The sequence below is a fragment of the Micromonospora sp. DSM 43699 genome (assembly GCF_055517075.1).
In genome coordinates this window covers 1-24,141 of sequence record NZ_JBTMMT010000034.1, presented here as the reverse complement: position 1 = coordinate 24,141, position 24,141 = coordinate 1, and the positions used below count along the sequence as shown (strand labels likewise).

The window sequence follows — 24,141 nt, the reverse complement described above, 5'->3', positions numbered from 1 at the left end:
CAGTGCCGGATTTCGCGCGATCATGCTCACCGTCGCCGATCGACGCCCGCAACCCGGGGGGCCGGTCGACGCGTTGTGCAGACGGGGGTGGCGAGCGATGACTCAGGAAACCGGAACGGGACGCCCACGATGGGTGTGGGGGCTGGCCGCCCTGATCGGTGTCGTACTGGTGGCGGTGGTCGCCCTGGTGGTGACCCGGCAGGTCCGCGACGACGGGCCACGGCGTACGGCCGGGCCGGTCGCCACGACCGCCAGCCCGACGCCGAGCCCCACCCCCAGCCCGACCCCGCCACCCGGCGCGGCCATCACCGGCCCGCTCAACCTGCTCCTGGTCGGGGTGGACACCCGGGTCAGCGTGCCCGGTTGGGAGCCGCACGGCGACTCGGTGCTGGTGCTGCACGTGCCGGCCGGGCTGGACCGGGCGTACCTCTTCTCGCTCCCCCGCGACCTGGTGGTCGACATCCCGGCGTTCCCGAAGTCGGGGTACAAGGGCGGCCGGACGAAGCTCACCCACGCGATGAGCTACGGCAGCCGGGTGCCGGGCAAACCCAAGAACCCCAGCGCCGCCCAGGGGTACGAGCTGCTGCGCAGCACGGTCGCCGGCTACACCGGGCTGCGCTTCGACGCCGGTGCGGTGATCACCTTCAACGGCTTCGACCGGCTGGTCGACACCCTCGGCGGGGTGGACCTCTACGTCGACCAGCGGGTCCCCTCCCTGCACCGCAGGCCGGACGGCAAGTACCGCGACCCGGCCCCCGGTGGCGGCGGCTACACCGGCCCGCAGATGGTCTACGAGAAGGGCGAACGGCACCTCAACGGCTGGCAGGCGCTCGACTACGCCCGGCAGCGCTACATCGCCGGCGGCGACTACGCCCGGCAGCGCCACCAGCAGCAACTCCTCCGGGCGCTGGCCGCCAAGATCCTCGGCGGGAACCTGGCCCGTGAACCGGACCGGGTGGAGCAGGTGGTGGCCGCGCTCGGCGACACCCTGGTCTATGCGGGCGGGCCGCGCATCGTCGACCTGGCGTACGCCCTGGGTGGCATGAGCGCCGACCGGATCACCCTGGTCGGCCTGCCCGGCGACGGGGTGGGCAAGGGCAGCAGCTACCGGGGTGAGCAGCTCACCACCGTCGGCAAGGGCTTCCTGCCGGCGCTCAAGGCCGGCAAGGCCGAGAGTTATCTGGACGCCCACCCCGAGCTGCGGGTGAAGAACTGACCGGGTGGGCGGGGCTGGGACGGGTCAGCGGCGGGTGGGCGGCGGGGGTCGTTCGGTGCCGTGCAGCCAGGCGGCGAAGAGGTCGTCGAGCTGCTGCCCGGAGACCCGCTCGGCGGTGGCCACGAACTCGGCGGTGGTGGCATTGTCGTTCCGCTTCTCCGCCACCCAGGTCCGCAGGATCCGGAAGAACGCGTCGTCGCCGACCGTCACCCGGAGCGCGTGCACGGTCATCCCGCCGCGTTGGTAGACCGAATCGCTGAACAGGTTCGCCACCCCGGGCGCTCCGGGCGGCACCCGCCAGACCTGGTCGCTGGACGAGGCGTACCGCGTGTCGAAGGCCGCCTGGGCGGTGTCCCGGCCCTGGTGTTCGGCCCAGAGCCACTCGGCGTACGTGGCCAGCCCCTCGTTGAGCCAGATGTCCTCCCAGCGGGCCAGCGAGACGCTGTCGCCGAACCACTGGTGGGCCAGTTCGTGCGCGACCACCCCGGTGTTCTCGCCGGTCCGGAAGAAGCTGGCCGAGTAGACAGGCCGGCTCTGCGTCTCCAGCGCGTACCGGATCCGGGGATCGTCGACCACCACCCCGCCGTACGCCCCGAACGGGTACGGCCCGAAGACGCTCTCCAGGTGGTCGGCGACCTCCAGCGTGCGGGCGATCGACTCGTCCGCGGCACCCCGGGGCAGGGTGCTGGCGACCGCGCTGAACACCGGTCTGCCCCGGTGTTCACCGGTGGTGGTGCGGTACTTCCCGATCACCACGGTGCTCAGGTAGCTGGCCATCGGGGCGTCCTCGGACCAGCGCCAGGTGGTCCCACCGCCGGCTGCCGGACGCTGCCCCTTCGGCACGCCGTTGGCGACCGCGACCAGCCCCTTCGGCACGGTGATCTCGAAGTCGTAGGCGGCCTTGTCGGAGGGGTGGTCGTTGACCGGGAACCAGGTGCTCGCCGACTCGGGTTGGCCGAGCGCGACCGCTCCGTCGGCGGTGTGCAGCCAACCGCCCTCGCCGATCGTCTCGTTGCGCAGCGGCACCGGCCGGCCGTCGTAGTCGACCTCGACGGTGAAGACCGCCCCGGCTCGGACCGGCGTGGCCGGGGTGATCACCAGCTCGGCACCCTCGCGGGCGTGCCGGGCCGGCGTGCCGTCCACTGTCACCCGCCGCACCGTCAGGCCGGCCAGGTCGAGGTGGAACAGGGGCAGCCCGGCGGTGGCGGTGGCCCGCACGGTGGTGGTGCCGCGCAGCTCGTCGGCGGCCGGGTCGTAGCGGACCTTGAGGGCGTACCTGTCGACGTCGTAACCGCTGTTGCCCGCGGTCGGGAAGTACGGGTCGCCGACGCCGGCCGGGCCGGTGGTCGCGCCCGGGGTCGGGCTGGTCGTCGGGGCCGGCCGGGATTCCTCCCGCGGCCTCCGGTCGGCGGTACAGCCGGCCAGGGCCAGCACCACGGCCACCAGCAGCGCGAGACCGCGCCGGTTCCGGCTCATGGCCACCCTGTGTCCCCCGTTCACCCGCCCCGCCGTGCGCGCAGCCTACCGAGAGCACCGGCCGCACATACCCCGAACGACGGACCGGTGGCGGATCGGCACGGCCCGGCGGGTAACGGACGCAGCGACCGGCCGGACCCGGGAGCCGGCCGGTCGCTGCGGCGGGTCAGCGGTCGAGGACCAGGCCGACCTTCTGGAACTCCTTCAGGTCGCGGTAGCCGCACTTGGCCATCGCCCGACGCAGCCCGCCGAAGAGGTTGAGCTGGCCGTCCGGCTCGTCGGCCGGGCCGAAGAGCAGCCGCTCCATCGAGCCGAGCGGTTCGCCCGCCACCTCGAACGCGCCACGCGGCAGCGACGGGTGGCTGGCCGCCGAGTGCCACCAGGCGCCGCCGGCCGGGGCCTCCGCGCAGAGCGACAGCGGCTCGCCGAGCATCACCGCGTCCGCGCCGCAGCCGAGCGCCTTGGCGATGTCGCCGGAGGTCTGCATGTCACCGTCGGCGATCAGGTGGACGTAGCGTCCGCCCGTCTCGTCGAGGTAGTCGCGGCGGGCCGCGGCGGCGTCGGCGATCGCGGTGGCCATCGGCACCCTGATGCCGAGCACCGACTCGGTGGTCGACCAGTCGTCGCCGCCGATGCCGACGATCACCCCGGCCGCACCGGTACGCATCAGGTGCAGCGCGGTCTTGTAGTCGGTGCAACCGCCGACCACCACCGGGAGGTCGAGGTCGGCGATGAACTCCTTGAGGTTCAGCGGCTCGTCGGTGGTCGAGACGTGCTCGGCCGAGACGATGGTGCCCTGGATGACCAGGATGTCGACGCCCGCGTCCAGGATCACCGGGGCCAGCGCCAGGGTGTGCTGCGGGGAGACCCGGACGGCCACCGTGCTGCCACCCGCCCGCAGCTCGCGGACCCGCTCGGCGATCAGGTCGGGGCGGATCGGCTCGGCGTAGACCTCCTGGAGCCGCTTGGTCGCGCGGGCGTCCTCGCCCAGGTCGGCCAGCTCCTCCAGGACCTTGGCCGGGTTCTCGTACCGGGTCCAGAGGCCTTCGACGTTGAGCACTCCCAGACCACCGAGCTGGCCGAGTCGCACCGCCGAGGCGGGGCTCATGGTGGCGTCCGAGGGGTGACCGACACAGGGGATGTCGAAATGGTAGGCGTCGAGCTGCCAGCCGGTGGAGACGTCGTCGACGTCCCTGGTGCGCCGGCTGGGCACGATGGCGATGTCGTCCAGGTGGTAACCGCGCTGCGCGGTCTTGCCCAGCCCGATCTCGACCACGTCACGCATGAGGGACTCCAGGTGGTTGGGGGGTGGTGGGTCAGCGGGTGTGGTAGTTGGGCGCCTCGACGGTCATCTGGATGTCGTGCGGGTGGCTCTCCTTGAGCCCGGCCGCGGTGATCCGGATGAGCTGGCCCCGGTGGTGCAGGTCGGGGATGTTCTCCGCGCCGGCGTACCCCATCGCCAGCCGCAGCCCGCCGACCAGCTGGTGGGCCACCCGGGACAGCGGCCCCCGGTAGGGCACCTGGCCCTCCACGCCCTCCGGGACCAGCTTGTCGTCGCTGAGCACGTCCTGCTGGAAGTAGCGGTCCTTGCTGTACGACTTGGCCTGCCCCCGGGACTGCATCGCGCCGAGCGACCCCATCCCCCGGTACGCCTTGAACTGCTTGCCGTTGACGAAGATCAGCTCACCGGGGCTCTCTTCGCAGCCGGCCAGCAGGCTGCCGAGCATCACCGTGTCGGCGCCGGCCACCAGGGCCTTGGCGATGTCGCCGGAGTACTGGATGCCGCCGTCGCCGATAACCGGGACGCCGGCCGGGCGGGCCGCGCGGGCCGCCTCCATGATCGCGGTCACCTGCGGCACGCCGACCCCGGCGACGATCCGGGTGGTGCAGATGGCACCCGGGCCGACCCCGACCTTGACGCCGTCGGCACCGGCGTCGACAAGCGCCTTCGCCCCGGCGTAGGTGGCCACGTTGCCGCCCACGATGTCGATCGTGACGTCGGCCTTGAGCCGGCGGACCATGTCCAGCACGGCCCGCTGGTGACCGTGCGCGGTGTCCACGATCAGCACGTCGACGCCCGCGTCGACAAGGGTGCGGGCCCGCTTGTAGGCGTCCTCGCCCACCCCGATGGCGGCGGCGACCCGCAGCCGGCCCGCGTCGTCCTTGGTGGCCTCCGGGTACTGCTCGCTCTTGGTGAAGTCCTTCACGGTGATCAGGCCGCGCAGCCGTCCCGCGTCGTCGACGATCGGCAGCTTCTCGACCTTGTGCTGGCGCAGCAGCGCCAGCGCGTCGTCCTTGCTCACCCCGACCGGGGCGGTGACCAGCGGCGTCCGGGTCATGATCGCGTGGACCGGGGTGGCCGGGTCGGAGACGAAACGCATGTCCCGGTTGGTGACGATGCCGACCAGTTGGCCGTCGCCGTCCACCACCGGGACGCCGGAGATGCGGTAGCGACCGCACAGCTCGTCGACCTCGCGGAGGGTGTCCTCGGGGCTGGCCGTCACCGGGTTGGTGATCATGCCGGACTCGGAGCGCTTGACCAGGTCGACCTGGAGCGCCTGGTCCTCCAGGGAGAGGTTGCGGTGCAGCACGCCGATGCCGCCCTGGCGGGCCATCGCGATCGCCATCCGGGCCTCGGTGACGGTGTCCATCGCGCTGGACAGCAGCGGGATGGTCAGCTCGACATTGCGGGTGAGCCTGGTGCGGGTGTTCACCCGGCTGGGCACCACGTCCGACTCGCCCGGCTGAAGCAGCACGTCGTCGAAGGTCAGGCCGAGCGGCACCACCCGCGCCGACCCGGCGGGCAGCTCCGGCAGGTGGCCCGCCAACTCGCCGTTGTCGACGCCGGCCGGACGATCGGTGCTGGGCGAATTCTCCACGATTGCTCCCCTGAGCTGCTCGGACGGGATTCAGCGAGGCGGCGCGCGCGGCGACCGGCGCACGCCGGGGTGACGGCGAGTCGTCTCATCGTACCCACTGAGCAGGGCGGCCCTCGTGGGCGACCGGCCGGGGTCGGCGATGCCACAGCGACCGGCGGGGGACGCGTGGCGCGGGCGTTGGGTCTACGGTGAGGGGGTGCACGACGAGCCCATCGACCCGTTCAACGGCGACCCGGCCGATCCGGCTGCGGGGCTGGACGACCCGGTCGACGACGCCCCGCTCGACCCGCTGACCGAGGTCGAGCGGCAGGACGTGCTGGAAGACCTGGCCGACCTGGAGATCTACCAGGCCCTGCTGGCCCCGATCGGGGTCCGCGGGCTGGTCATCGAGTGCGAGGACTGCCGCGAGCCGCACTACTTCGACTGGGACCTGCTCCGGGGCAACCTGCGTCACCTGCTCAGCTCCGGTCGCCCCCGGGTGCACGAGCCGGCCTACGACCCCGACCCCGACCACTACGTCACCTGGGACTATGCCCGTGGCTACGCCGACGGGGTGCACGACACGCTCACCGAGTCCTCCGGGGACGACGCCGACCCGGACGACTGACGCTCAGCTGACCAGGCCGGCGCGGAAGCCGGCGGCCACCGCGTGCGCCCGGTCCCGGGCACCGAGCTTGCGGAACAGCCGCCGAGCGTGGGTCTTGACGGTGTCCTCCGAAACGAAGAGTTCCCGGCCGATCTCCGCATTACTCTTGCCCTCGGCCATCCCGAGCAGCACCTGGAGTTCGCGTTCGGTCAGTCCGACGGAGGTCCGACCGCTGCGCGCGCCGGGAGCCGGTCGCGGCGACGCGCCGGCCGGGGCCGTCCCGGTCGCCGTGGCCTCCGATTCCCCGTCGACCTCGTCGTCACCGCGCTGCACGGGCACCACCGACGGCGCTCCGGGCGTCCCCTCGGCCGCCGCCTGTGACCAGCCCGCTGTCGGCGTACGACCGGTGGTGGATCGGGGTGGCGCACCGACCGCGGCGGTGTCCCGGGCAGGGTCGGCGACCCGGTGCCGGGCGGGGCGTCCGGGCGCGGAGAGCAGCAGCAGGGCCTTGGCCACCGCGCTGGTCAGGTCGTGGTCGGCGCCCTGGATCAGGCCCCGCGCCCCGGCGCTGATGGTGGCCGCCGCCGCCTCCGACTCCTCGGTGCCGAGCAGCAGCACCGCGGCCTGCGGCGCGCGGGCCAGCACCCGGCGGACGAAGCCGGCGCTGTCCGGCCGGGTGAGCGCCGTGTCGGCGAGCACCACGTCGACCGGGCGCTCGGCGAGCCGCAGCATCACCTCGGGATCGGAGACGGCGGTCCGGACGACCGCAGCCAGGCCGAGTCGCGCCGCCGCATTGGTCAACTGCTGTGCGGCGAGCGGTGTCCGAACACATACGAGAACGGTACGCACGGTGGTCTCCTCTCCGGACACGAGCAGACCATGACGGGGTCCACCGGGGAGGAGGTTCCGGGCAATCCTTCGAACTTTTCCGGCATTTGGGTCATATGCCGCATGCTGTCGGGCTTTTTCGATCTCAGCACGTGTGAGGCCACGGGGGTTCGGGTACCGAAGCTGCACGCCGGAAACGGGGTACGCCAGCGCGGACCACAGCCCGGACGCCGGTTCAACGAGGATCTCCGCGGTGCCGCGCGGGAGGAGGGGTGCTGATGTCGAACGTACGTAGACTGCCCGGACCCATCGTCGACCTGTGGGACTGGCAGCGTCTCGGCGCCTGCCGGGGCCGGGACAGCGCCCAGTTCTTCCACCCGGACGGCGAGCGCGGCTCGTCGCGGTTGCGTCGGGAGTCCGGCGCCAAGTCCGTGTGCCAGGCCTGCCCGGTGCGGGCCGAGTGCGCCGCCCACGCCCTCGCGGTCCGCGAGCCGTACGGCGTCTGGGGCGGCCTCAGTGAGTCGGAACGGCTCCGCCTGCTCGCCCTCGGCTGGGAGGACCTGGCCGACCGCCGGCAGACCCGGGTGGACATCGCCCGCATGGAGGCCCGGCTCGGCGCTTCGCACAAGACCGCCGTACCGGCCCAGCGCAAGATCGCCTGACCGACCCACCACACCTCGACGAGGCCGCACTCCGATCTCCGGAGCGCGGCCTCGTCGTTTCCCCGGCCCCCGGCCCCGACGCCGGGCCGGCCGACACGCACGAAGAGCGGGGCGGGCCCGGCATCACCGGACCCGCCCCTCATTCCACCCGATCCCGCTCCCGAGCCGCCCTACGGCTCACCCGGTGCGGCGTACGCCGCCGGTCGCGGGAGTCAGGAACAGCGGGGTCCCACCTGCGTCACGCCGTCAGCGCTGCAGGGTCAGCAGACCCGGCCGGTACGGCAGGAGGCCGTAGTCACCGCCCGAGTTCGTGGCGCGGCCCTGGTACAGCAGCTGCAGGTTGCACGGGTCGATCGTGTTCGTCTGATCTGCGCTGGTGCGCAGCAGCTCGCCGTGGCTGATGTCGTTGGTCCAGGTGGCACCGCTGTTGGCCTTGCCCGCGAACGGGTTGTTGTAGGTCGTCGCGTTCGGCGTCCAGGTGCCGCTCAGGCTGGTCGCCGTGAACGAGCGGAAGTAGCGTTCCCAGGAGCTCGTCCTGGCCTCGATGATCATCAGGTACTGGTTGCGGCCCTGCACCTTGTAGACCTGCGGCGCCTCGAAGATGTTCTCCGAGGTGTCGCTCATGATCGTCGTGTAGTTGGAGCCGAAGCTGCCCGGGAAGTTCCCGATCGGCATGATCTGGCGGTAGATCCTGCCGTTGTCGCCGGCGAAGAACAGGTACATGTTCTGGTCGTCGCCGATGATCGTCTGGTCGATCACGCCGGTGCCGGAGTCGGTGATCTTCGCGGTCGACAGGGTCTGCGCGGCCGACCAGCCGTTGGCGTTGGCCGGGTTGGTCGACGTGCGGTACGAGAACGACGTCCCGCCCCACTGGTGGGCGAGAACCCAGATGTTCTTCGGCGCGAAGTAGAACAGCGACGGCGCGACGGTGCTCTGGCTCATGGTGTTCTGGGGGGCCGAGCCGAGCTGGTTGAGGTTGTCGACCAGGCCGAAGTTCATCGAACCCCAGCCGCCGGTGGCGCTGCTGCTGTGGGTGGTGGCGTACACCAACTGCTTGCCCTGGTAGGGGGCGATGGTGAAGTCCTTGAGTGACGCCCAGCCGGACTTCGGCTGCGCCAGCGGGCCGGTCGACGACCAGCGGTACGTCGACGGCAGGGAACAGTTACCCGGCGGCGGGGTGGTCGGCGGAGGCGTCGTCGGCGGCGGGGTGGTGGGAGGCGCGGTCGTCGGCGGGGTGGTGGGCGGGGTGGTGGGCGGGGTGGTCGGCGTCGTGCCGCCGTTGCAGGCCACCCCGTTGAGGGCGAAGCTCGTCGGGACCGGGTTGCTCGACGTCCAGGCCCCGTTGAAGCCGAACGACACCGAGCCGTTGGTCGGGATCGCGCCGTTGTAGCTCACGTTCTTGGCGGTCACCGCCGACCCGCTCTGCGTCACGGTGGCGTTCCACGCCTGGGTCACCGACTGCCCGGAGCCGAAGGACCAGGTGAGCGTCCAGCTGCTCACCGCGTCGCCCAGGTTGGTGATCGCGACGTTGGCGCCGAAACCGCCACCCCACTCCGAGGACACGGCGTAGTTCACCGAGCAACCCGCCGCCGCGGCACCCGCCGGCAACGCGGTGACGATCGACGCCGACGCCAGCAACGCGACACCGGCCGAGACCAGGCCGACATTGGCCGATCTGGATCTGGACATAAAACACCCTCCTGACGGGATGGCGACCTGCACATTGGTGGTGGTCGTTGTTAGGTGAACGTTAACAGTCGCGTCAGGTATGTTACGGGAGCGCTCCCACAGCCTCAACCCTCGATACCGCAGTGGAATTTCCGGTAATCAACATATCGATCATGCCTGATGACAGACGGGTGCTGGAGAATCAGCGGACGGTGACCTTCACGCGGTGCCAACCGGTCGCGCCGTCGGGGGCCACCGGCGCGGCCAGCGCGGTCTGGGTCTCGCCGTCGCGGTCGGTGGCCCGCACCTGGAGGGTGTGCTCACCCGGGGTCGCCGACCAGCGCCAGGACCACTGCACCCAGGTGTCCACCGACACCGCCGGGGCGAGGGTCGCCTCCTGCCACCCGCCGCCGTCCACCCGTACCTCGACCCGGCTGATCCCCCGGTGCTGCGCCCAGGCCACCCCGGCCACCACCACCTCACCGGCGGTCAGCCGGTTGCGCGGGCGCGGAGTGTCGATCCTCGACTGCGTCTTCACCGGCCCCTGCGCCGACCAGCCGCGCGGCACCCAGTACGCGTCGAAGTCGGCGAAGCTGGTCAGCTCCAGCTCGGTGACCCACTTGCAGGCCGACACGTACCCGTAGAGGCCGGGCACCACCATCCGCACCGGGAAACCGTGCTCGACCGGCAGCGGCTCGCCGTTCATCCCCACCGCCAGCAGGGCGTCCCGGCCGTCGCGCAGCACCGCCGTGGGGGTGCCGCAGGTCCAGCCGTCGACAGAGCGGCCGACCACCTGGTCGGCCCCCTCCTCCGGCTCCGCCTCGTCGAGCAGTTCCTTGATGGGTACGCCCAGCCAGCGGGCGTTGCCGATCAGGTCCCCGCCCACCTCGTTGGAGACACAGGCCAGGGTGACGTACCGCTCGACCATCGGACGGGCGAGCAGCTCGGCGAAGGTCAACTCGATCGGGTTGCGGACCCGGCCGTGGATGCGCAGCCGCCACGTCCGCGGATCGACCTGCGGCACCACCAGCGCGGTGTCGATCCGGTAGAAGCCGCCGTTCGGGGTGGTGTAGGGGGCGAGCTGGGCCAGCGAGAGATCCGCGCCGGGCGGCACCGCCGGCGCCACCGCCGACGGGGTGGGCAACGCGACGGCCTCCCGAGCCGCCGAGACCCCCCGTCGACCGGCGAGCCAGTGCCCGCCCAGCCCCACCACTGTCGCCGTGCCGGCGAGCAGGCCGGCCCCGCGCAGGAACCGCCGCCGGGACTCGGGGTCACTCGGCTCCCCGAGCTCCCGCCCGGCCGCCCGGGACGGCTCGGGGACCGGAGACGGCTCGCGCGCCGGAAACGGCTCGTCCGTCGGGGCCGGCTCGTCCGTCGGGGCCGGCTCGGGGCGGGCGGCCGGGAAGGCGGTGGGCAGCGGAGTGGGTGGCCGCCAGGGCCAGGGGTCGAGCTGCAGCGGGCCGGCCACGAACGCCCAGAGCACCAGCCCGCCCAGTCCCCCGCCGACCAGCGCGGGTAGGGCGTCGGCGACATCCGCGCCGGCCCGGGTGAGCGCGGCGGCGGCACCGAGGCCGGCGAACGCCGCGATGCCCAGCAGGCCGACGGAGAGCCGGCGCGCGGCCAGCACGCCGATCCCGGCGGCGAACGCCGCCAGCAGCACCGCCGTCCCGACCAGCAAGGCGATCTTGTCGTACGTGCCGAAGACGTCGATGGCGAACTGCTTGAGCGGCTCGGGGACCACGTCGACCACGACCCCGCCGACCGCGATCAGCGGGGCGGAACGCGGGCCGGTGAGGACGGCGACCGGCTCGGCGACACCGATGGCCACCACGGCGGCGGTGACCCCGGCCAGCGCGGCGAAGCCACGGGAGGTGGTGCTCATCAGGCCAGTGTCGTCGATCGACCACCCCGGCCGCCAACCACGTCACCGTTCCGTAAGCAGCTGCCCCCGGACGCGTCAGGGCGCACCGCCGACGTACGACGATGCGCCCTGAACAGGCGTGCTACCGGGTCAGAATCCCGGGCCGTGCTGGTGGCCGTGACCGTGACCGTGGCCGTGCCCACCGGCGGCGGCCGGCTCCGGCTGCTCCGGCTTCTCCACCACGAGGCTCTCGGTGGTCAGCAGCAGACCGGCGATCGACGCGGCGTTGGTGACCGCGTTGCGGGTCACCTTCACCGGGTCGATGATGCCGGACTTGACCAGGTCGACGTACTCGCCCTTGGCGGCGTCGAGGCCGTGGCCCCACTCCTTGCCGGCGACCTTCTCCACCACCACGTAACCGTCGTGGCCGGCGTTCTGGGCGATCCAGCGCAGCGGCTCGACGAGCGACTTGCGCACGATCGAGACACCGACCTTCTCGTCACCGGTCAGGCCGAGGTCGTCGTCGAGCACCGAACGGATCTGGGCCAGCGCGGCACCGCCGCCGGGGACCGTACCCTCCTCGACCGCGGCCTTGGTCGCGGCGATCGCGTCCTCGATGCGGTGCTTGCGCTCCTTCATCTCGACCTCGGTCGCCGCGCCCGCCTTGATGACCGCGATGCCACCGGAGAGCTTGGCCAGCCGCTCGGCCAGCTTCTCCCGGTCCCAGTCGGAGTCGGAGGCCTCGATCTCCTTGCGGATCTGGGCGACCCGGTCGGCAACCTCGGCGGACTTGCCACCGCCGTCGATGACCGTGGTGTTCTCCTTGTCGACCACGACCCGCCGGGCGGTGCCGAGCGCCTCCAGGCCGACCTGGTCGAGCCGGTAGCCCAGCTCCGGGGCGACCAGCTCGGCGCCGGTCAGGATCGCCATGTCCTGGAGCATCGCCTTGCGGCGGTCGCCGAAGCCGGGGGCCTTGACCGCGCAGACCTTGATGGTCTTGCGGATCGCGTTGACCACCAGGGTCGACAGCGCCTGACCGTCGACGTCCTCGGCGACGATCAGCAGCGGCTTGCTGTTCTGGAGGACCTTCTCCAGCAGCGGCAGCAGCTCCTCGATCGCCGAGATCTTCTGCGTGGTGATCAGGATGTACGGGTCGTCGAGCACCGACTCCTGAGACTCCGAGTCGGTGACGAAGTTCGGCGAGATGAAGCCCTTGTCGAACTGCAGACCCTCGGTCACCTCCAGCTCGGTGGTGAGGGTGGAGCCCTCCTCGACGGTGATGACACCGTCGCGGCCGACCTTCTCCATCGCCTCGGCGATCAGCTCGCCGATGGTGGCGTCCTGCGCGGAGATCGTCGCGACGTGCGCGATCGACTTCTTGTCGGCCACCTCTACGGCCCGGCCGAGCAGCGCCTCGGAGACCTTGGCCGCCGCCGCGTCGACACCCCGCTTGAGGCCGGCCGGGTTGGCACCGGCGGTCACGTTGCGCAGGCCCTCGCGCACCATCGCCTGGGCCAGCACGGTCGCGGTGGTGGTCCCGTCGCCGGCGACGTCGTTGGTCTTCGTCGCCACCTCCTTGACCAGCTGCGCGCCGAGGTTCTCGTAGGGGTTGGTGAGCTCGATCTCCTTGGCGATGGTCACACCATCGTTGGTGATCGTCGGCGCACCGAATTTCTTGTCCAGGACGACGTTGCGCCCGCGCGGGCCGAGGGTGACCTTGACCGTGTCCGCGAGGGCGTTGACACCGTGCTCCAGCAGGTGCCGGGCGTCGTCCGAGAAGCTCAGGATCTTCGCCATGAATGTCCCTTCGAAGCGACGTCGCCCCGGCCCGGCGAGCCGGACCGGGGCGACGACACTGGAATCGGTTGGTTACTTCTCGATGACCGCGAGAACGTCGCGGGCGGAGAGCACCAGGTACTCCTCGCCGGCGTACTTGATCTCGGTGCCGCCGTACTTCGAGTAGAGGACGGTGTCGCCGACCTTGACGTCGAGCGGCACGCGGTTGCCCTTGTCGTCGATCCGGCCCGGGCCGACGGCGAGGACGGTGCCCTCCTGCGGCTTCTCCTTGGCGGTGTCGGGGATCACGATGCCCGACGCCGTGGTGGTCTCAGCCTCGTTCGCCTGGACCACGATGCGGTCCTCGAGCGGCTTGATCGCAACCTTGGTCGCGGTAGTCACGGGCATACCCTCCTGGGGTACTTGGTTTCGTTGCCGGCCGAGAGTCCGACCAGCGTCAATTGCCACATGCCACCGGGCGGGGCCGTCGTCGCGGGTGCCGGTCCGCCTGGCGTTCAGCACCCGGACCGGATGGCCCGGGACGCTGGCACCCTCAGGGTGAGAGTGCTAATCGCAGGTTATTCCTCGGCTAGCACTCCGTCAAGGAGAGTGCCAACGAGACACCTCCCGTGTCGCCCCGGCCCGACCCCGGCCATGATCGACTCAACGGTGGCGACCCTGCGGTGCCGACCCCGCCCGGAGGCCGCGACCTCGGCCCGCCCGAGTCGACCTCCGGGACGGACCGGACAATGGGCGGGTGGATCTGGACCAGTTCGCCGCGCTGCGTACCCCCGAGGGGTCGGCCGTGCTCACCGCGGCGACCGAGGTGGCCGGCGGCGATCCGCTGGCCGCGGCGGCGGCGCTGCGGTCGCGCGGGGTGCCGGCCGGGCTGGCCGCCGCCGCGCTGACCCAGGCCGAGCTGCGCCGCCGGGCGGTCGGCAAGTTCGGCCCGGAGGCGGCCGGGATGTTCCTCACCCGCCCCGGCCTGGAGCAGGCCACCCGGCGGGTGGTCGCCGACCGGCGGGCCGCCCGGCTCGCCGCCGCCGGGGTGCGCGCCCTCGCCGACCTGGGCTGCGGCCTCGGCGCCGACGCGCTCGCCGCCGCCCGCGCCGGCATCCGGGTGTACGGGGTGGAGGCCGACCCGGTCACCGCCGCGCTGGCCGCCGCGAACGCCGAGGCCGCCGGGCTGGCCGCGATGTTCACCGTGGAGTGCGGCGACGCGACGGCGTTCGACGTGACCCGGGTCGACGCGGTCTTCTGCGATCCGGCCCGGCGACGGGCCGGCACCGGACGACGGATCTTCGACCCGAACGCCTACTCACCACCGTGGGACTTCGTCACCGGGCTGGCCGGGCGGGTGCCGCACACGGTGGTGAAGGTGGCCCCCGGCCTCGACCACGCGCTGATCCCGGCCGGGGCCGAGGCGGAGTGGGTGAGCGTCGACGGCGACCTGGTCGAGGCGGCCCTCTGGTGTGGTCGGCTCGCCGAGGTGCCCCGCCGGGCGACCGTGCTGCGGCCGGGACCCGCCGACCGGCAGCGCTCGGCGAACGGCACCGCCTCCGGTCGGCCCGCCGGCGGCGAGCCGGCCGCCGCCCACCAGTTGACCGGCACCGGTGCGGCCGAGGCCAAGGTCGGACCGGTCCGGCGCTACCTGTACGACCCGGACCCGGCGGTGGTCCGCGCGCACCTGGTCGCCGAACTGGCCGACACCCTCGACGCGACGCTGGCCGACCCGACGATCGCCTACCTGTACGCGGACACCCCGCAGCCGACCCCGTTCGGCCGCTGCCTGGAGATCGTCGACGTGCTGCCGTTCTCGCTGAAGCGGCTGCGCGCACTGCTGCGGGAACGTCGGGTCGGCCGGGTGGAGATCCTCAAACGGGGCTCGGCGCTGACGCCGGAGCAACTGCGCCGGGACCTGAGGCTGGTCGGGGAGAACCCGGCCAGCCTGGTGCTGACCCGGGTCGCCGGGGCACCGACGGTGCTGGTCGGTCGACCGGTCGCGGGCGGGGGCCGGCCGGGCTAACGTGGCCGGCATGGCGGGACAGGCCACCGCGGCGACGGCGTTGCTGACCAAGCGGAAGATCACCTACCGCACCCATCCGTACGACGTCTCCCCGGACGCGCCGAACTACGGCGCGCTGGTCGCGGCGGCTCTCGGGGTACCGCCGGAGCGGGTGTTCAAGACGCTTGTCGCCGAGGTGGACGGGGCGCTGGCGGTGGCGGTCGTCCCGGTCACCGGTGAGCTGGACCTCAAGGCGCTGGCGGCGGCGTTGGGCGGCAAACGGGCCGCACTGGCCGACCGGGCCGCCGCCGAACGGAGCACCGGTTACGTGCGGGGTGGGATCAGCCCGCTGGGGCAGCGGCGACGGCTGCCGACGGTGGTGGACGTCTCCGCGCTGGAGCACGACACCGTCTATGTCTCGGCCGGCCGGCGGGGGTTGCAGCTCCAGCTCGCCCCGACCGACCTGGTGGCCCTCACCGGGGCCGGCACCGCGCGGATCGCCGCCGGCTGACCGGCCCCCCCGACCGCGACCAGAGTAGTCGCGGAACGGACACGCAGCGTGATTGCGGGACGGGTGTCCTGCGGGTGACAACCGCGTTGCTGAATTGTTACCGCCGCCAACAAACTTCTGACCTCGGCAGTCTTGCGCCCGGAACGCGAGCGGGAATACGTTGCCGGACACAACAAAACACCGAACCACTCCTCCCCCACCCTCGAAAGGACCCGTGCAGACATGCGCAAGGGCTTCCTCACCTTCGCCGCCGTGGGCCTGCTGGCCACCGGCAGCATGGCCGCCTGTGGCGACGACTCCAAGAGCGACGACGCCGGTGGCAGCACCGACAAGAAGCCGAAGATCGGCGTGATCCTGCCGGACAGCAAGTCCTCCGCCCGCTGGGAGACCGCTGACCGCAGGTTCCTCAAGGAGGCGTTCGACGCCGCCGGTGTCGAGTCGGACATCCAGAACGCGCAGAACGACAAGAACGCCTTCCAGACCATCGCCGACCAGATGATCACCGGGGGCGTCACCACCCTGATGATCGTCAACCTGGACTCCGGCACCGGCAAGGCCGTGCTGGACAAGGCGAAGTCGCAGGGTGTCGCGACGATCGACTACGACCGGCTGACCCTGGGCGGCTCCGCCCAGTACTACGTCAGCTTCGACAACGAGGCCGTCGGCAAGCTCCAGGGCGAGGGCCTGGCCAAGTGCCTGACCGAGAAGGGCGTCAAGAACCCGACGGTCGCCTACCTCAACGGCTCGCCGACCGACAACAACGCCACCCTGTTCAAGAACGGCTACGACTCGGTGCTCAAGCCGAAGTTCGACTCGAAGGAATACACCAAGGGCCCGGACCAGGCCGTCCCGGACTGGGACCCGGCGCAGGGTGCCACCATCTTCGAGCAGATGCTCACCCAGACCGGCGGCAAGATCGACGGTGTGCTCTCCGCCAACGACGGCCTCGGCAACGCGGCCATCTCGGTGCTGAAGAAGAACAAGCTCAACGGCAAGGTCCCGGTGACCGGCCAGGACGCCGACGTGACCGGCCTGCAGAACATCCTCGCCGGTGACCAGTGCATGACCGTCTACAAGGCCGTCAAGAAGGAGGCCGACGCGGCCGCCGAGCTGGCCATCGCCGTGGCGAAGGGCGAGCGCAAGGAGACCGGTCAGACGGTCAAGGACCCGGAGAGCGGCCGGGACGTTCCGTCCGTGCTGCTGGAGCCGAAGGCGATCGACAAGTCGACCGTCAAGGACGTGGTGGCCGACGGCTACGTCGACAAGGCCAAGCTCTGCACCGGTGCGTACGCGGCGCTCTGCACCGCGAACGGCATCAGCTGACCCGTACGACAAGCGTCGTACCCCGTCGACGCGACGCCGCCCGGCACGGAGCCTCGTGCCGGGCGGCGCTCGACGCCGGACGGGCTCCGAGATCTTCCCTCCGTCCGAAGGAGACCCCCGTGTCCGCGACCCCCCTGCTGGAACTGCGCGGGATCGACAAGAGCTTCGGTCCCGTCCAGGTCCTGCGCGACGTCGCCCTCGCCGCCCACGCCGGAGAGGTGACCGCACTGGTCGGCGACAACGGTGCCGGCAAGTCCACCCTGGTCAAGTGCATCAGCGGCATCTACCCGGCCGACGCCGGCGAGTTCCTCTTCGACGGCCGCCCGGTGAGCATCAACAGCCCCCGGGACGCCGCCACGCTCGGCATCGAGGTCGTCTACCAGGACCTCGCGCTCTGCGACAACCTCGACATCGTGCAGAACATGTTCCTCGGCCGGGAGAAGCACAGCGGGCTGGTGCTCGACGAGCCGACCATGGAGCAGATGGCGGCGGACACCCTCGCCGGGCTCTCCGTGCGGACGGTGAAGTCGCTGCGCCAGCACGTCTCCAGCCTCTCCGGCGGCCAGCGGCAGACGGTGGCCATCGCCAAGGCGGTGCTCTGGAACAGCAGGCTGGTCATCCTGGACGAGCCGACCGCCGCGCTCGGGGTCGCCCAGACCGCCCAGGTCCTCGAACTGGTCCGGCGGCTGGCCGACAACGGCCTGGCCGTGGTGCTGATCTCGCACAACATGAACGACGTCTTCGCCGTCTCCGACCGGGTCGCCGCGCTCTACCTCGGCCAGATGGTCGCCCAGGTGAAGACCACCGACATCACCCACTCGCAGGTCGTCGAGCTGATCACCGCCGGCCGCTCCGGCAACCTCGGCCTCACCGGCGAACCGGTCACGGCCGGCAACGGCAACGGCGCGCGGCCCGCCGACACCACTCCAGGAGGCGTTCGATGACCACCACCGCCGTGCACAAGGAAGGGCCGGCGGCAGTCACCCCGACGCCGACCGTCGGCAGCCACCTCCGCGGCTACTGGGGTCGGGTACGCGGCGGCGACATCGGCGCGCTGCCCGCCGTACTCGGGCTGATCGTTCTCTGCACGGTCTTCTCGATCATGCGGCCGTCGTTCCTCACCGCCGGCAACTTCGCCAACCTGTTCACCCAGGGCGCGGCGGTCACCCTGATCGCCATGGGGCTGGTCTTCGTCCTGCTGCTCGGCGAGATCGACCTCTCCGCCGGCTTCGCCAGCGGGGTCTGCGCGGCCATCCTGGCCAACGTCGCCACCAAGGCCGGCTACCCCTGGTACATGGCAGTGCTCGCCGCGATCCTCACCGGCGTGGTCATCGGCACCGTGCTCGGCTTCCTGGTCGCGAAGATCGGCATCCCGTCCTTCGTGGTCACCCTGGCCGGCTTCCTCGCCTTCCAGGGCATCGTGCTGATGCTGATCAGCGGGGGCAGCAACATCCCGGTCAACGACGAGGTGCTGGTGGCGATCGCCAACCGCAACCTCCCGCCCACCCTCGGCTGGGCGCTGGCCGCCATCGCGGTCGGCGGGTACGCGGCCGTGCAGCTGCTGCGGCACCGTAAGCGGCTGGCCCGGGGCCTGACCACCGACCCGATGGCGGTCGTGCTCGCCCGGATCGGCGGGCTGACCCTGATCCTCGGCCTCGCGGTCTACATCCTCAACCAGGAGCGCAGCCGCAACGTCCTGATCAACTCGCTCAAGGGCGTGCCGATCGTGGTGCCGGTCATCGCGGTGCTGCTGATCGTCTGGACCTTCGTGCTCCAGCGCACCAGCTACGGCCGGCACGTCTACGCCGTCGGTGGCAACAAGGAGGCCGCGCGGCGGGCCGGCATCAACGTCGACCGGATCCGGATCTCGGTCTTCGTGATCTGCTCGTCGATGGCGGCCGTCGGCGGCATCGTCGCGGCGAGCCGGGCCAACTCGGTGGACCCGAACACCGGCGGCAGCAACGTGCTGCTCTACGCTGTCGGCGCGGCGGTGATCGGCGGCACCAGCCTCTTCGGCGGTAAGGGCCGGGTCCTCGACGCCGTGCTCGGTGGCGCGGTGGTCGCCGTCATCGACAACGGCATGGGTCTGATGGGTTACAGCGCCGGGGTGAAGTACGTGGTCACCGGCGTGGTGCTGCTCCTCGCGGCCAGCGTGGACGCGCTGTCACGCCGCCGGGCCAACGCCTCCGGCACCCGCTGATCCGCGTTCACCACCGGCGGGACGTGGGGTGCCAGCGACGATGCGGGTAGGACCGAGCCAGGACGAGATCCGACGGCAGAACCTCGGGGCGCTGCTCCGGCACGTCCACGTGCACGGCGCCACCTCCCGCGCGGAACTCACCACCGCCCTCGGGCTCAACCGCAGCACCATCGGCGCGCTCACCACCGACCTGGCCGGTGCCGGGCTGGTCAGCGAGGGCACGCCCAAGGAGACCGGCCGGGCCGGGCGACCGTCACTCGTCGTCCGGCCCGAGTCGGCCCGGGTCTACGCGTACGCGTACTCGATCGAGGTGGACCGGCTGCGGGCCGCGCGGGTCGGGCTCGGCGGCGAGGTGCTCGACCGCCGTGAGCTGGACCGGCCGCGTGACCTGGATGCCGCCGAGACCGCCCCGATACTGGCCGGCGCGCTCAAGCAGATGCGGGAGCGGGTGCCGCCGGGGTCCATCTGCGTCGGCGCGGGTGTCGCCGTCTGCGGCATGGTCCGCAAGGCCGACGGGCTGGTCCGGCTCGGCCCCACCACCGGTTGGGTGGACGAGCCGATCGGCGCGGCGCTCGCCGCCGAGGTGGGCGTGGAGCTGCCGGTCACGGTCGGCAACGTGGCCGACGTCGCCGCCTTCGCCGAACACGCCCGGGGGGTCGCCGCCGGCTGCGACAACGTCATCTACCTCTACGGCGACGTCGGCGTGGGAGCCGGCATCATCGCCGGAGGCCGCCGGCTGACCGGCCACGGCGGGTACGGCGGCGAGGTCGGGCACATGGTGGTGGTGCGCGACGGCACTCCCTGCGAGTGCGGCTCCCGGGGCTGCTGGGAGACCCAGATCGGCGAGTACGGGCTGCTCCGGGCCGCCGGCCGCTCCGACGCCCGGGGCCGGGAGGCGCTGCTGGCCGTCTTCGACGCCGCCGACCGGGGTGACGCCCGCGCCCAGACCGCGGTACGGCACGCCGGGGACTGGCTCGGCTTCGGGGTGGCGAACCTGGTCAACATCTTCAACCCCGAGATGGTCATCTTCGGCGGCACCATGCGGGACCTCTACCTGGCCGCCGCCGCCCAGGTCCGCAGCCGGCTCAACGAGACCGGGCTGCCCGCCTGCCTGGAACACGTCCGGCTGCGCACCCCCAAGCTCGGTGACGACGCGGCGTTGATCGGTGCGGCCGAGCTGGCCTTCGAACGGCTCCTCGCCGACCCGCTCGACGTCAGCTGAGCCGCCGCGCGGTCCCGCCCGCACCTCCCCCGCCCGGCGAGTTGGTCGGCCCGATGAACTGATCGGCCCGGTGGTCCGTACCAGTGGACGGACGGGCAGCCTGTGGGTCGCTGCCCGGCAGGACAGGTCGGCCCGGATCGAGGAGGCACCGCAGCATGGCACCGCTGGATTCCGTACGTCGTCGGCGAGGGCACCGGACCTACCGGGTGGCGGTGCTGCTCGTCGCTTTCCTGGCCGGGCTGGTCGTGCTACCCGGCATGGCCGTCGCCGCTCCCGGCGTCCAGATGAACGCCGCCGACGTGGCGCTGCTCAACGGCGTCCGGCTCGCCGGCCTGTGGGAGATGCCGGCCGGCACGATGGCCGCCGACAAGGGTCAGTCCGCGCGGGTGCGGGAGGTCGGCGCGGAGATCGCCCGGCAGCACGGCATCCTCGACGAGCTGGTGGTGCAGGCCGCCAACAAGCTGGGCGCGACGCTGCCGAGCGATCCCACCACCGAGCAGAAGGGGTGGCTGACCGAGATGCAGAACGCCTCCGGTGCTCAGTTCGACCAGATCTTCGTGACCCGGCTCCGGGTGGCGCACGGCAAGATCTTCCCGGTGATCGGTGCGGTCCGGGCCAGCACCCGGGACAACACCGTCCGCAAGCTCGCCGACCAGGCCAACAAGTTCGTCAACGACCACATGGCCATGCTGGAGAGCACCGGGCTGGTCCGCTGGCAGCAGATGCCGCCGGCCGCGATCCCGGCCGCGCAGCAGGACTCGCTGGTCGCCGCCGCCCAGGCCGGTGCCGCCGCCGGCCCGTCCGTCGCGATCAGCACCACCGTCGTCTGGGCGGTCTTCCTGCTCGCGCTCGGCGCGGGCGGCTACGCCACCTGGCGGATCATGCGCCGCAGCTGATCCCACGCACCTGACCGACGGCCCGCAGGCGGCACCACCGCCCGCGGGCCGTCCGGCTGTCCGGCGGCCGGCCGGGGGCCCGCTGTGGTCAGCGGTCGACCTGGGTGAAGTCCCAGGAGTGCGGCGGGCGGGCGACCAGCGTGGCCGGCGGCTCCGGCAGCGCGCGGGGGCTGCTGCGCCACTTCGAGATGACCACCACCCGGTGGTCGGTGGACGAGAAGACCTCACTGGACACGTGCAGCGGGTCGTGCTCGAACTCGGGCAACGCGGTCTCACACACCCAGGTGATCAGGTCGGCGAAGCCGTACGACTCCGCCCGCGCCTCCCACATCCGTACGATCACGTCGGCCTCCTCCCGTCACACGCTGACAGTGGTCAACGGCAGTGCCGAGTCGGCGGGCAGGTCCAGCCGGCTCGGTGCCACGCCGGCGGCCACCAGGTGCGCGCCGAGCGCGGCGACCATCGCCCCGTTGTCGGTGCACAACCCCGGTCGGGGCACCCGGACCCGGATGCCGTACCGCTGCGCCCGCTGCTCGGCCATCGCCCGCAGCCGTGAGTTCGCCGCCACTCCCCCGCCGATCACCAGCGTGTCCACCCCGTGCTCCCGGCAGGCGGCCAGCGCCTTGCCGGTGAGCACGTCACAGACCGCCTCCTGGAAGGACGCGGCCACGTCGGCCACCGGCACCGGCTCGCCGGCGCGGCGCCGGCCCTCCACCCAGCGGGCCACCGCCGTCTTGAGCCCGGAGAAGGAGAAGTCGTACCGGTGGGCGGCGAGGTCCTTGGCGGCGGTGAGGCCACGCGGGAAGCCGATCGACTCCGGGTCGCCGGAACGGGCCTCCCGGTCGATGTACGGGCCGCCCGGGAACGGCAGCCCGAGCAGCCGGGCCACCTTGTCGAACGCCTCCCCGGCCGCGTCGTCGATGGTCGCGCCCAACGGGGTCACCCCCCGGGCCAGGTCGTCGACGAGCAGCAGCGACGAGTGTCCACCGGAGACCAGCATCGCGATCGCCGGCGCAGGCAGCGGGCCGTGCTCCAGGGTGTCCACCGCGACGTGCGCGGCCAGGTGGTTCACCCCGTACACCGGCTTCTCGGCGGCCACCGCGTAACCCTTCGCGGCGGCCACGCCGACCAGCAGCGCACCCGCCAGGCCGGGGCCGGAGGTGACCGCGATCGCGTCGATGTCGGCGATCGTCACGCCGGCCTGGCGCAGTGCCCGGTCCATGGTCGGCACGATGGCCTCCAGGTGCGCCCGGCTGGCCACCTCGGGCACCACACCGCCGAACCGGGCATGTTCGTCCACGCTGGAGGCCAGCGCGTCGGCGAGCAGGGTGTGCCCGCGCACGATGCCCACCCCGGTCTCGTCGCAGGAGGTCTCGATGCCGAGGATCAGCGGTTCGTCAGCCATGGTCCATCCCGTCTGCGACCGGTTCCGCGTCACGCCGCATGACCAGCGCGTCGGTGTTGCTCGGTTGGTAGTAGCCCCGTCGTACGCCGATCGGCTCGAACCCGTACGTCGCGTAGAGCCGCTGGGCGGGGGCGTTGTCGGCGGCCACCTCCAGCAGGACGCTGCCCACCCCGCGCCGGGCGACTTCCGCGAGCAGGTCCTCCAGCAGCATCCGGCCCACCCCGCGCCGCTGGGCGTCCCGGCGGACCGCGATGTTCTGCACCCACGCCTCGCCGCCCGGCTCGACGGCCAACCCGGCGTAACCCAGCGGCGACCCGTCGGTGTCCAGGGCGACCCGGTAGTGGTGGCCGTTGGCCAGCTCGTTCCAGAACATTGCCGGTGACCACTGCTCGGCACCGAACAGGTCCGCCTCGATCGGCAGCACCTCGGCGACGTGCCACCAGCGGAACCGGTCGAGTCGTACCGTCACGGCAGCACCGACTTGCGGCTGGTCGCCGCGACCGCGTCCGGCCGGCGCAGGTACAGCGGGGTGAGCGCCTCGCCGGGGGCACCCGCCCGGATCCGCTCGGCGGCCAGGGTGACCAGCGCGGCGGCGTCCGGATAACGGGGCTCGACGCGCAGCGGCAGGCCGAGCACGTCGGCGTACCGGTGGGCGCCGTCCCCGACCGCCACGGTGACGGCCAGGTCCCGGGCACGGGCGGCGGCGACCACCGGTGCGTCCACCGCCGGCCCGGCGATCCGCTGGCCGGCATCGTCGTAGACCGCCCAGTACACCTCTTTCCGCCGGGCGTCGACGGCGACCAGCACCCGCTGCTCCCCGGGCGCGGCGTCTTCCGGCGCGGCGTCCCCGGGCGCAGCGTGGCCAGACGCAGCGTGGCCAGACGCAGCGTGGCCGGCTGCCGCGTCGGCCGGGCTTCCCGGCGTGGTCGAGGGTGCGGTGGTGGGGTGGCCGATGCCGTCGAGCGAGCAGACGCCGTACGTGGGGATGCCGAGCACCTGGCCCATGGTGGCGGCGGTGACCAGCCCCACCCGCAGCCCGGTGAACGGGCCGGGTCCGAGCCCGGCGACGATCGCGCCGAGGTCGCCCGGCCGGGCACCGACCTCGGCGAGCACCGCCTCGACCTGTGGGGCGAGCAGTTCACCATGGGCCCGGGCGTCGACCGTGCGCCGGTGCGCCCGCAACGCGACGCCGTCCGCCGTGACCTCGGTCAGCGCCGCGGTGACCGCGGGGGTCGAGGAGTCCACCACCAGTACGAGCACGGTGAGCCAGCCTAGCCGTCCACCCGTGCCGCCCCGGTCGCAGCCCGCCCCGCTCCACAACCCACGCCCCGCCCCACATCCCACGCCGCCCCATATCCACACAGCGCTCCACACCCACACTGCGCCCCCGCCCACACCACACCCACCAGCCCCGTCCCGGCTTTGACGAAACCCATAGGGACACTTCCCCACTACGCCCGGCCACGCCACGCCACGCCACGCCCCCGCCCACACCACGCCCCATCGCCCCACACCGCGCCCTTCGGCCGTCGGCGTCGGCCATCGATCCCACCGGTTCCCGGCGGGCGGCGGGCGTCGGGCGGCGGGCGGCGGGCGGCGGGCGGCGGGCGGCGGGCGGCGGGCGGCG

General features: G+C 72.4%; 21 protein-coding genes and 2 pseudogenes. 11 read left to right on the top strand and 12 right to left on the bottom strand.

Features of this window, described 5'->3' with window-relative positions; translation table 11 throughout:
- Window positions 1-97: 97 nt before the first annotated feature.
- A complete protein-coding gene (locus AC0AIB_RS17760) occupies window positions 98-1,216 on the top strand; it encodes an LCP family protein (RefSeq protein WP_465097096.1) in 1,119 nt (372 codons plus the stop codon).
- Window positions 1,217-1,240: 24 nt separating this feature from the next.
- On the opposite strand, the gene AC0AIB_RS17755 is transcribed toward AC0AIB_RS17760, so the two are convergent.
- The 3 genes from AC0AIB_RS17755 to guaB all read right to left on the bottom strand — a co-directional run bounded on the left by AC0AIB_RS17755 (window position 1,241) and on the right by guaB (window position 5,571).
- Entirely contained in the window at window positions 1,241-2,692 is a 1,452-nt protein-coding gene (locus AC0AIB_RS17755) for a M1 family metallopeptidase (RefSeq protein WP_465097095.1), read from the bottom strand.
- 166 nt (window positions 2,693-2,858) lie between these two features.
- Window positions 2,859-3,977, bottom strand: a complete 1,119-nt coding sequence (locus AC0AIB_RS17750; protein WP_328342994.1) for a GuaB3 family IMP dehydrogenase-related protein — start codon at window positions 3,975-3,977, stop codon at window positions 2,859-2,861.
- A gap of 31 nt (window positions 3,978-4,008) precedes the next feature.
- A complete protein-coding gene (gene guaB, locus AC0AIB_RS17745) occupies window positions 4,009-5,571 on the bottom strand; it encodes an IMP dehydrogenase (RefSeq protein WP_328342992.1) in 1,563 nt (520 codons plus the stop codon).
- A 196-nt stretch (window positions 5,572-5,767) separates the two neighbouring features.
- On the opposite strand from guaB, the gene AC0AIB_RS17740 reads away from it, so the two are divergent.
- Window positions 5,768-6,178 (top strand): DUF5319 domain-containing protein, encoded by a 411-nt coding sequence (locus AC0AIB_RS17740; RefSeq protein ID WP_328342990.1) that lies wholly within the window; start codon window positions 5,768-5,770, stop codon window positions 6,176-6,178.
- Between the two features lie 3 nt (window positions 6,179-6,181).
- Here AC0AIB_RS17740 and AC0AIB_RS17735 read toward each other — a convergent pair whose 3' ends face one another.
- Complete coding sequence (locus AC0AIB_RS17735) at window positions 6,182-7,006, bottom strand: helix-turn-helix transcriptional regulator (RefSeq protein WP_328342988.1); 825 nt, start codon at window positions 7,004-7,006, stop codon at window positions 6,182-6,184.
- A gap of 257 nt (window positions 7,007-7,263) precedes the next feature.
- Between AC0AIB_RS17735 and AC0AIB_RS17730 the strand changes: the two genes are divergently transcribed.
- Window positions 7,264-7,647 carry a WhiB family transcriptional regulator gene (locus AC0AIB_RS17730; RefSeq protein WP_328342986.1) on the top strand — a complete coding sequence of 128 codons (384 nt, stop codon included), beginning with the start codon at window positions 7,264-7,266 and terminating at the stop codon, window positions 7,645-7,647.
- Window positions 7,648-7,893: 246 nt separating this feature from the next.
- Here AC0AIB_RS17730 and AC0AIB_RS17725 read toward each other — a convergent pair whose 3' ends face one another.
- The 4 genes from AC0AIB_RS17725 to groES all read right to left on the bottom strand — a co-directional run bounded on the left by AC0AIB_RS17725 (window position 7,894) and on the right by groES (window position 13,360).
- The gene (locus AC0AIB_RS17725) at window positions 7,894-9,336 is read right to left on the bottom strand and encodes a non-reducing end alpha-L-arabinofuranosidase family hydrolase (RefSeq protein WP_465097094.1); all 1,443 of its coding nucleotides are present in this window, start codon (window positions 9,334-9,336) and stop codon (window positions 7,894-7,896) included.
- A gap of 181 nt (window positions 9,337-9,517) precedes the next feature.
- Window positions 9,518-11,197: a molybdopterin-dependent oxidoreductase gene (locus tag AC0AIB_RS17720; RefSeq protein WP_465097093.1), complete on the bottom strand. Its 1,680-nt coding sequence runs from the start codon at window positions 11,195-11,197 to the stop codon at window positions 9,518-9,520.
- Between the two features lie 129 nt (window positions 11,198-11,326).
- On the bottom strand, window positions 11,327-12,973 hold the full coding sequence (gene groL / locus AC0AIB_RS17715; RefSeq protein ID WP_328342980.1) for a chaperonin GroEL: 1,647 nt from the start codon (window positions 12,971-12,973) through the stop codon (window positions 11,327-11,329).
- 72 nt (window positions 12,974-13,045) lie between these two features.
- On the bottom strand, window positions 13,046-13,360 hold the full coding sequence (gene groES / locus AC0AIB_RS17710) for a co-chaperone GroES (protein WP_084261531.1): 315 nt from the start codon (window positions 13,358-13,360) through the stop codon (window positions 13,046-13,048).
- 349 nt (window positions 13,361-13,709) lie between these two features.
- Here groES and AC0AIB_RS17705 point away from each other — a divergent pair.
- The 8 genes and pseudogenes from AC0AIB_RS17705 to AC0AIB_RS17670 form a co-directional block, all read left to right on the top strand.
- Window positions 13,710-14,472 (top strand): annotated as a pseudogene (locus AC0AIB_RS17705) (methyltransferase domain-containing protein); the annotation flags it as partial.
- Window positions 14,473-14,537: 65 nt separating this feature from the next.
- Window positions 14,538-14,978, top strand: a pseudogene (locus AC0AIB_RS17700) (THUMP-like domain-containing protein); the annotation flags it as partial.
- Between the two features lie 10 nt (window positions 14,979-14,988).
- Complete coding sequence (gene ybaK / locus AC0AIB_RS17695; RefSeq protein ID WP_328342973.1) at window positions 14,989-15,468, top strand: Cys-tRNA(Pro) deacylase; 480 nt, start codon at window positions 14,989-14,991, stop codon at window positions 15,466-15,468.
- Window positions 15,469-15,690: 222 nt separating this feature from the next.
- Complete coding sequence (locus AC0AIB_RS17690) at window positions 15,691-16,791, top strand: sugar ABC transporter substrate-binding protein (protein WP_328342971.1); 1,101 nt, start codon at window positions 15,691-15,693, stop codon at window positions 16,789-16,791.
- A 119-nt stretch (window positions 16,792-16,910) separates the two neighbouring features.
- Window positions 16,911-17,735, top strand: coding sequence for an ATP-binding cassette domain-containing protein (locus AC0AIB_RS17685; protein WP_328342970.1), 825 nt, complete (start codon window positions 16,911-16,913; stop codon window positions 17,733-17,735).
- A complete protein-coding gene (locus AC0AIB_RS17680; protein ID WP_465097092.1) occupies window positions 17,732-18,991 on the top strand; it encodes a sugar ABC transporter permease in 1,260 nt (419 codons plus the stop codon). Before AC0AIB_RS17685 ends, AC0AIB_RS17680 begins: the two co-directional genes overlap by 4 nt.
- 40 nt (window positions 18,992-19,031) lie before the next feature.
- The gene (locus AC0AIB_RS17675) at window positions 19,032-20,213 is read left to right on the top strand and encodes an ROK family protein (RefSeq protein WP_328342967.1); all 1,182 of its coding nucleotides are present in this window, start codon (window positions 19,032-19,034) and stop codon (window positions 20,211-20,213) included.
- 155 nt (window positions 20,214-20,368) lie between these two features.
- Window positions 20,369-21,109, top strand: coding sequence for a DUF4142 domain-containing protein (locus AC0AIB_RS17670; RefSeq protein ID WP_328342965.1), 741 nt, complete (start codon window positions 20,369-20,371; stop codon window positions 21,107-21,109).
- Between the two features lie 88 nt (window positions 21,110-21,197).
- Here the strand turns inward: AC0AIB_RS17670 and AC0AIB_RS17665 are convergent, their stop codons facing one another.
- The 4 genes from AC0AIB_RS17665 to tsaB are packed head-to-tail and all read right to left on the bottom strand — an operon-like array spanning window position 21,198 to window position 23,774.
- Window positions 21,198-21,452, bottom strand: coding sequence for a hypothetical protein (locus AC0AIB_RS17665; RefSeq protein WP_328342964.1), 255 nt, complete (start codon window positions 21,450-21,452; stop codon window positions 21,198-21,200).
- A gap of 15 nt (window positions 21,453-21,467) precedes the next feature.
- Window positions 21,468-22,514: a tRNA (adenosine(37)-N6)-threonylcarbamoyltransferase complex transferase subunit TsaD gene (gene tsaD, locus AC0AIB_RS17660; protein WP_328342963.1), complete on the bottom strand. Its 1,047-nt coding sequence runs from the start codon at window positions 22,512-22,514 to the stop codon at window positions 21,468-21,470.
- The gene (gene rimI / locus AC0AIB_RS17655; RefSeq protein ID WP_328342962.1) at window positions 22,507-22,983 is read right to left on the bottom strand and encodes a ribosomal protein S18-alanine N-acetyltransferase; all 477 of its coding nucleotides are present in this window, start codon (window positions 22,981-22,983) and stop codon (window positions 22,507-22,509) included. Before rimI ends, tsaD begins: the two co-directional genes overlap by 8 nt.
- A complete protein-coding gene (gene tsaB, locus AC0AIB_RS17650; RefSeq protein WP_465097091.1) occupies window positions 22,980-23,774 on the bottom strand; it encodes a tRNA (adenosine(37)-N6)-threonylcarbamoyltransferase complex dimerization subunit type 1 TsaB in 795 nt (264 codons plus the stop codon). The genes rimI and tsaB overlap by 4 nt, the downstream gene beginning before the upstream one ends.
- Window positions 23,775-24,141 lie beyond the last annotated feature (367 nt).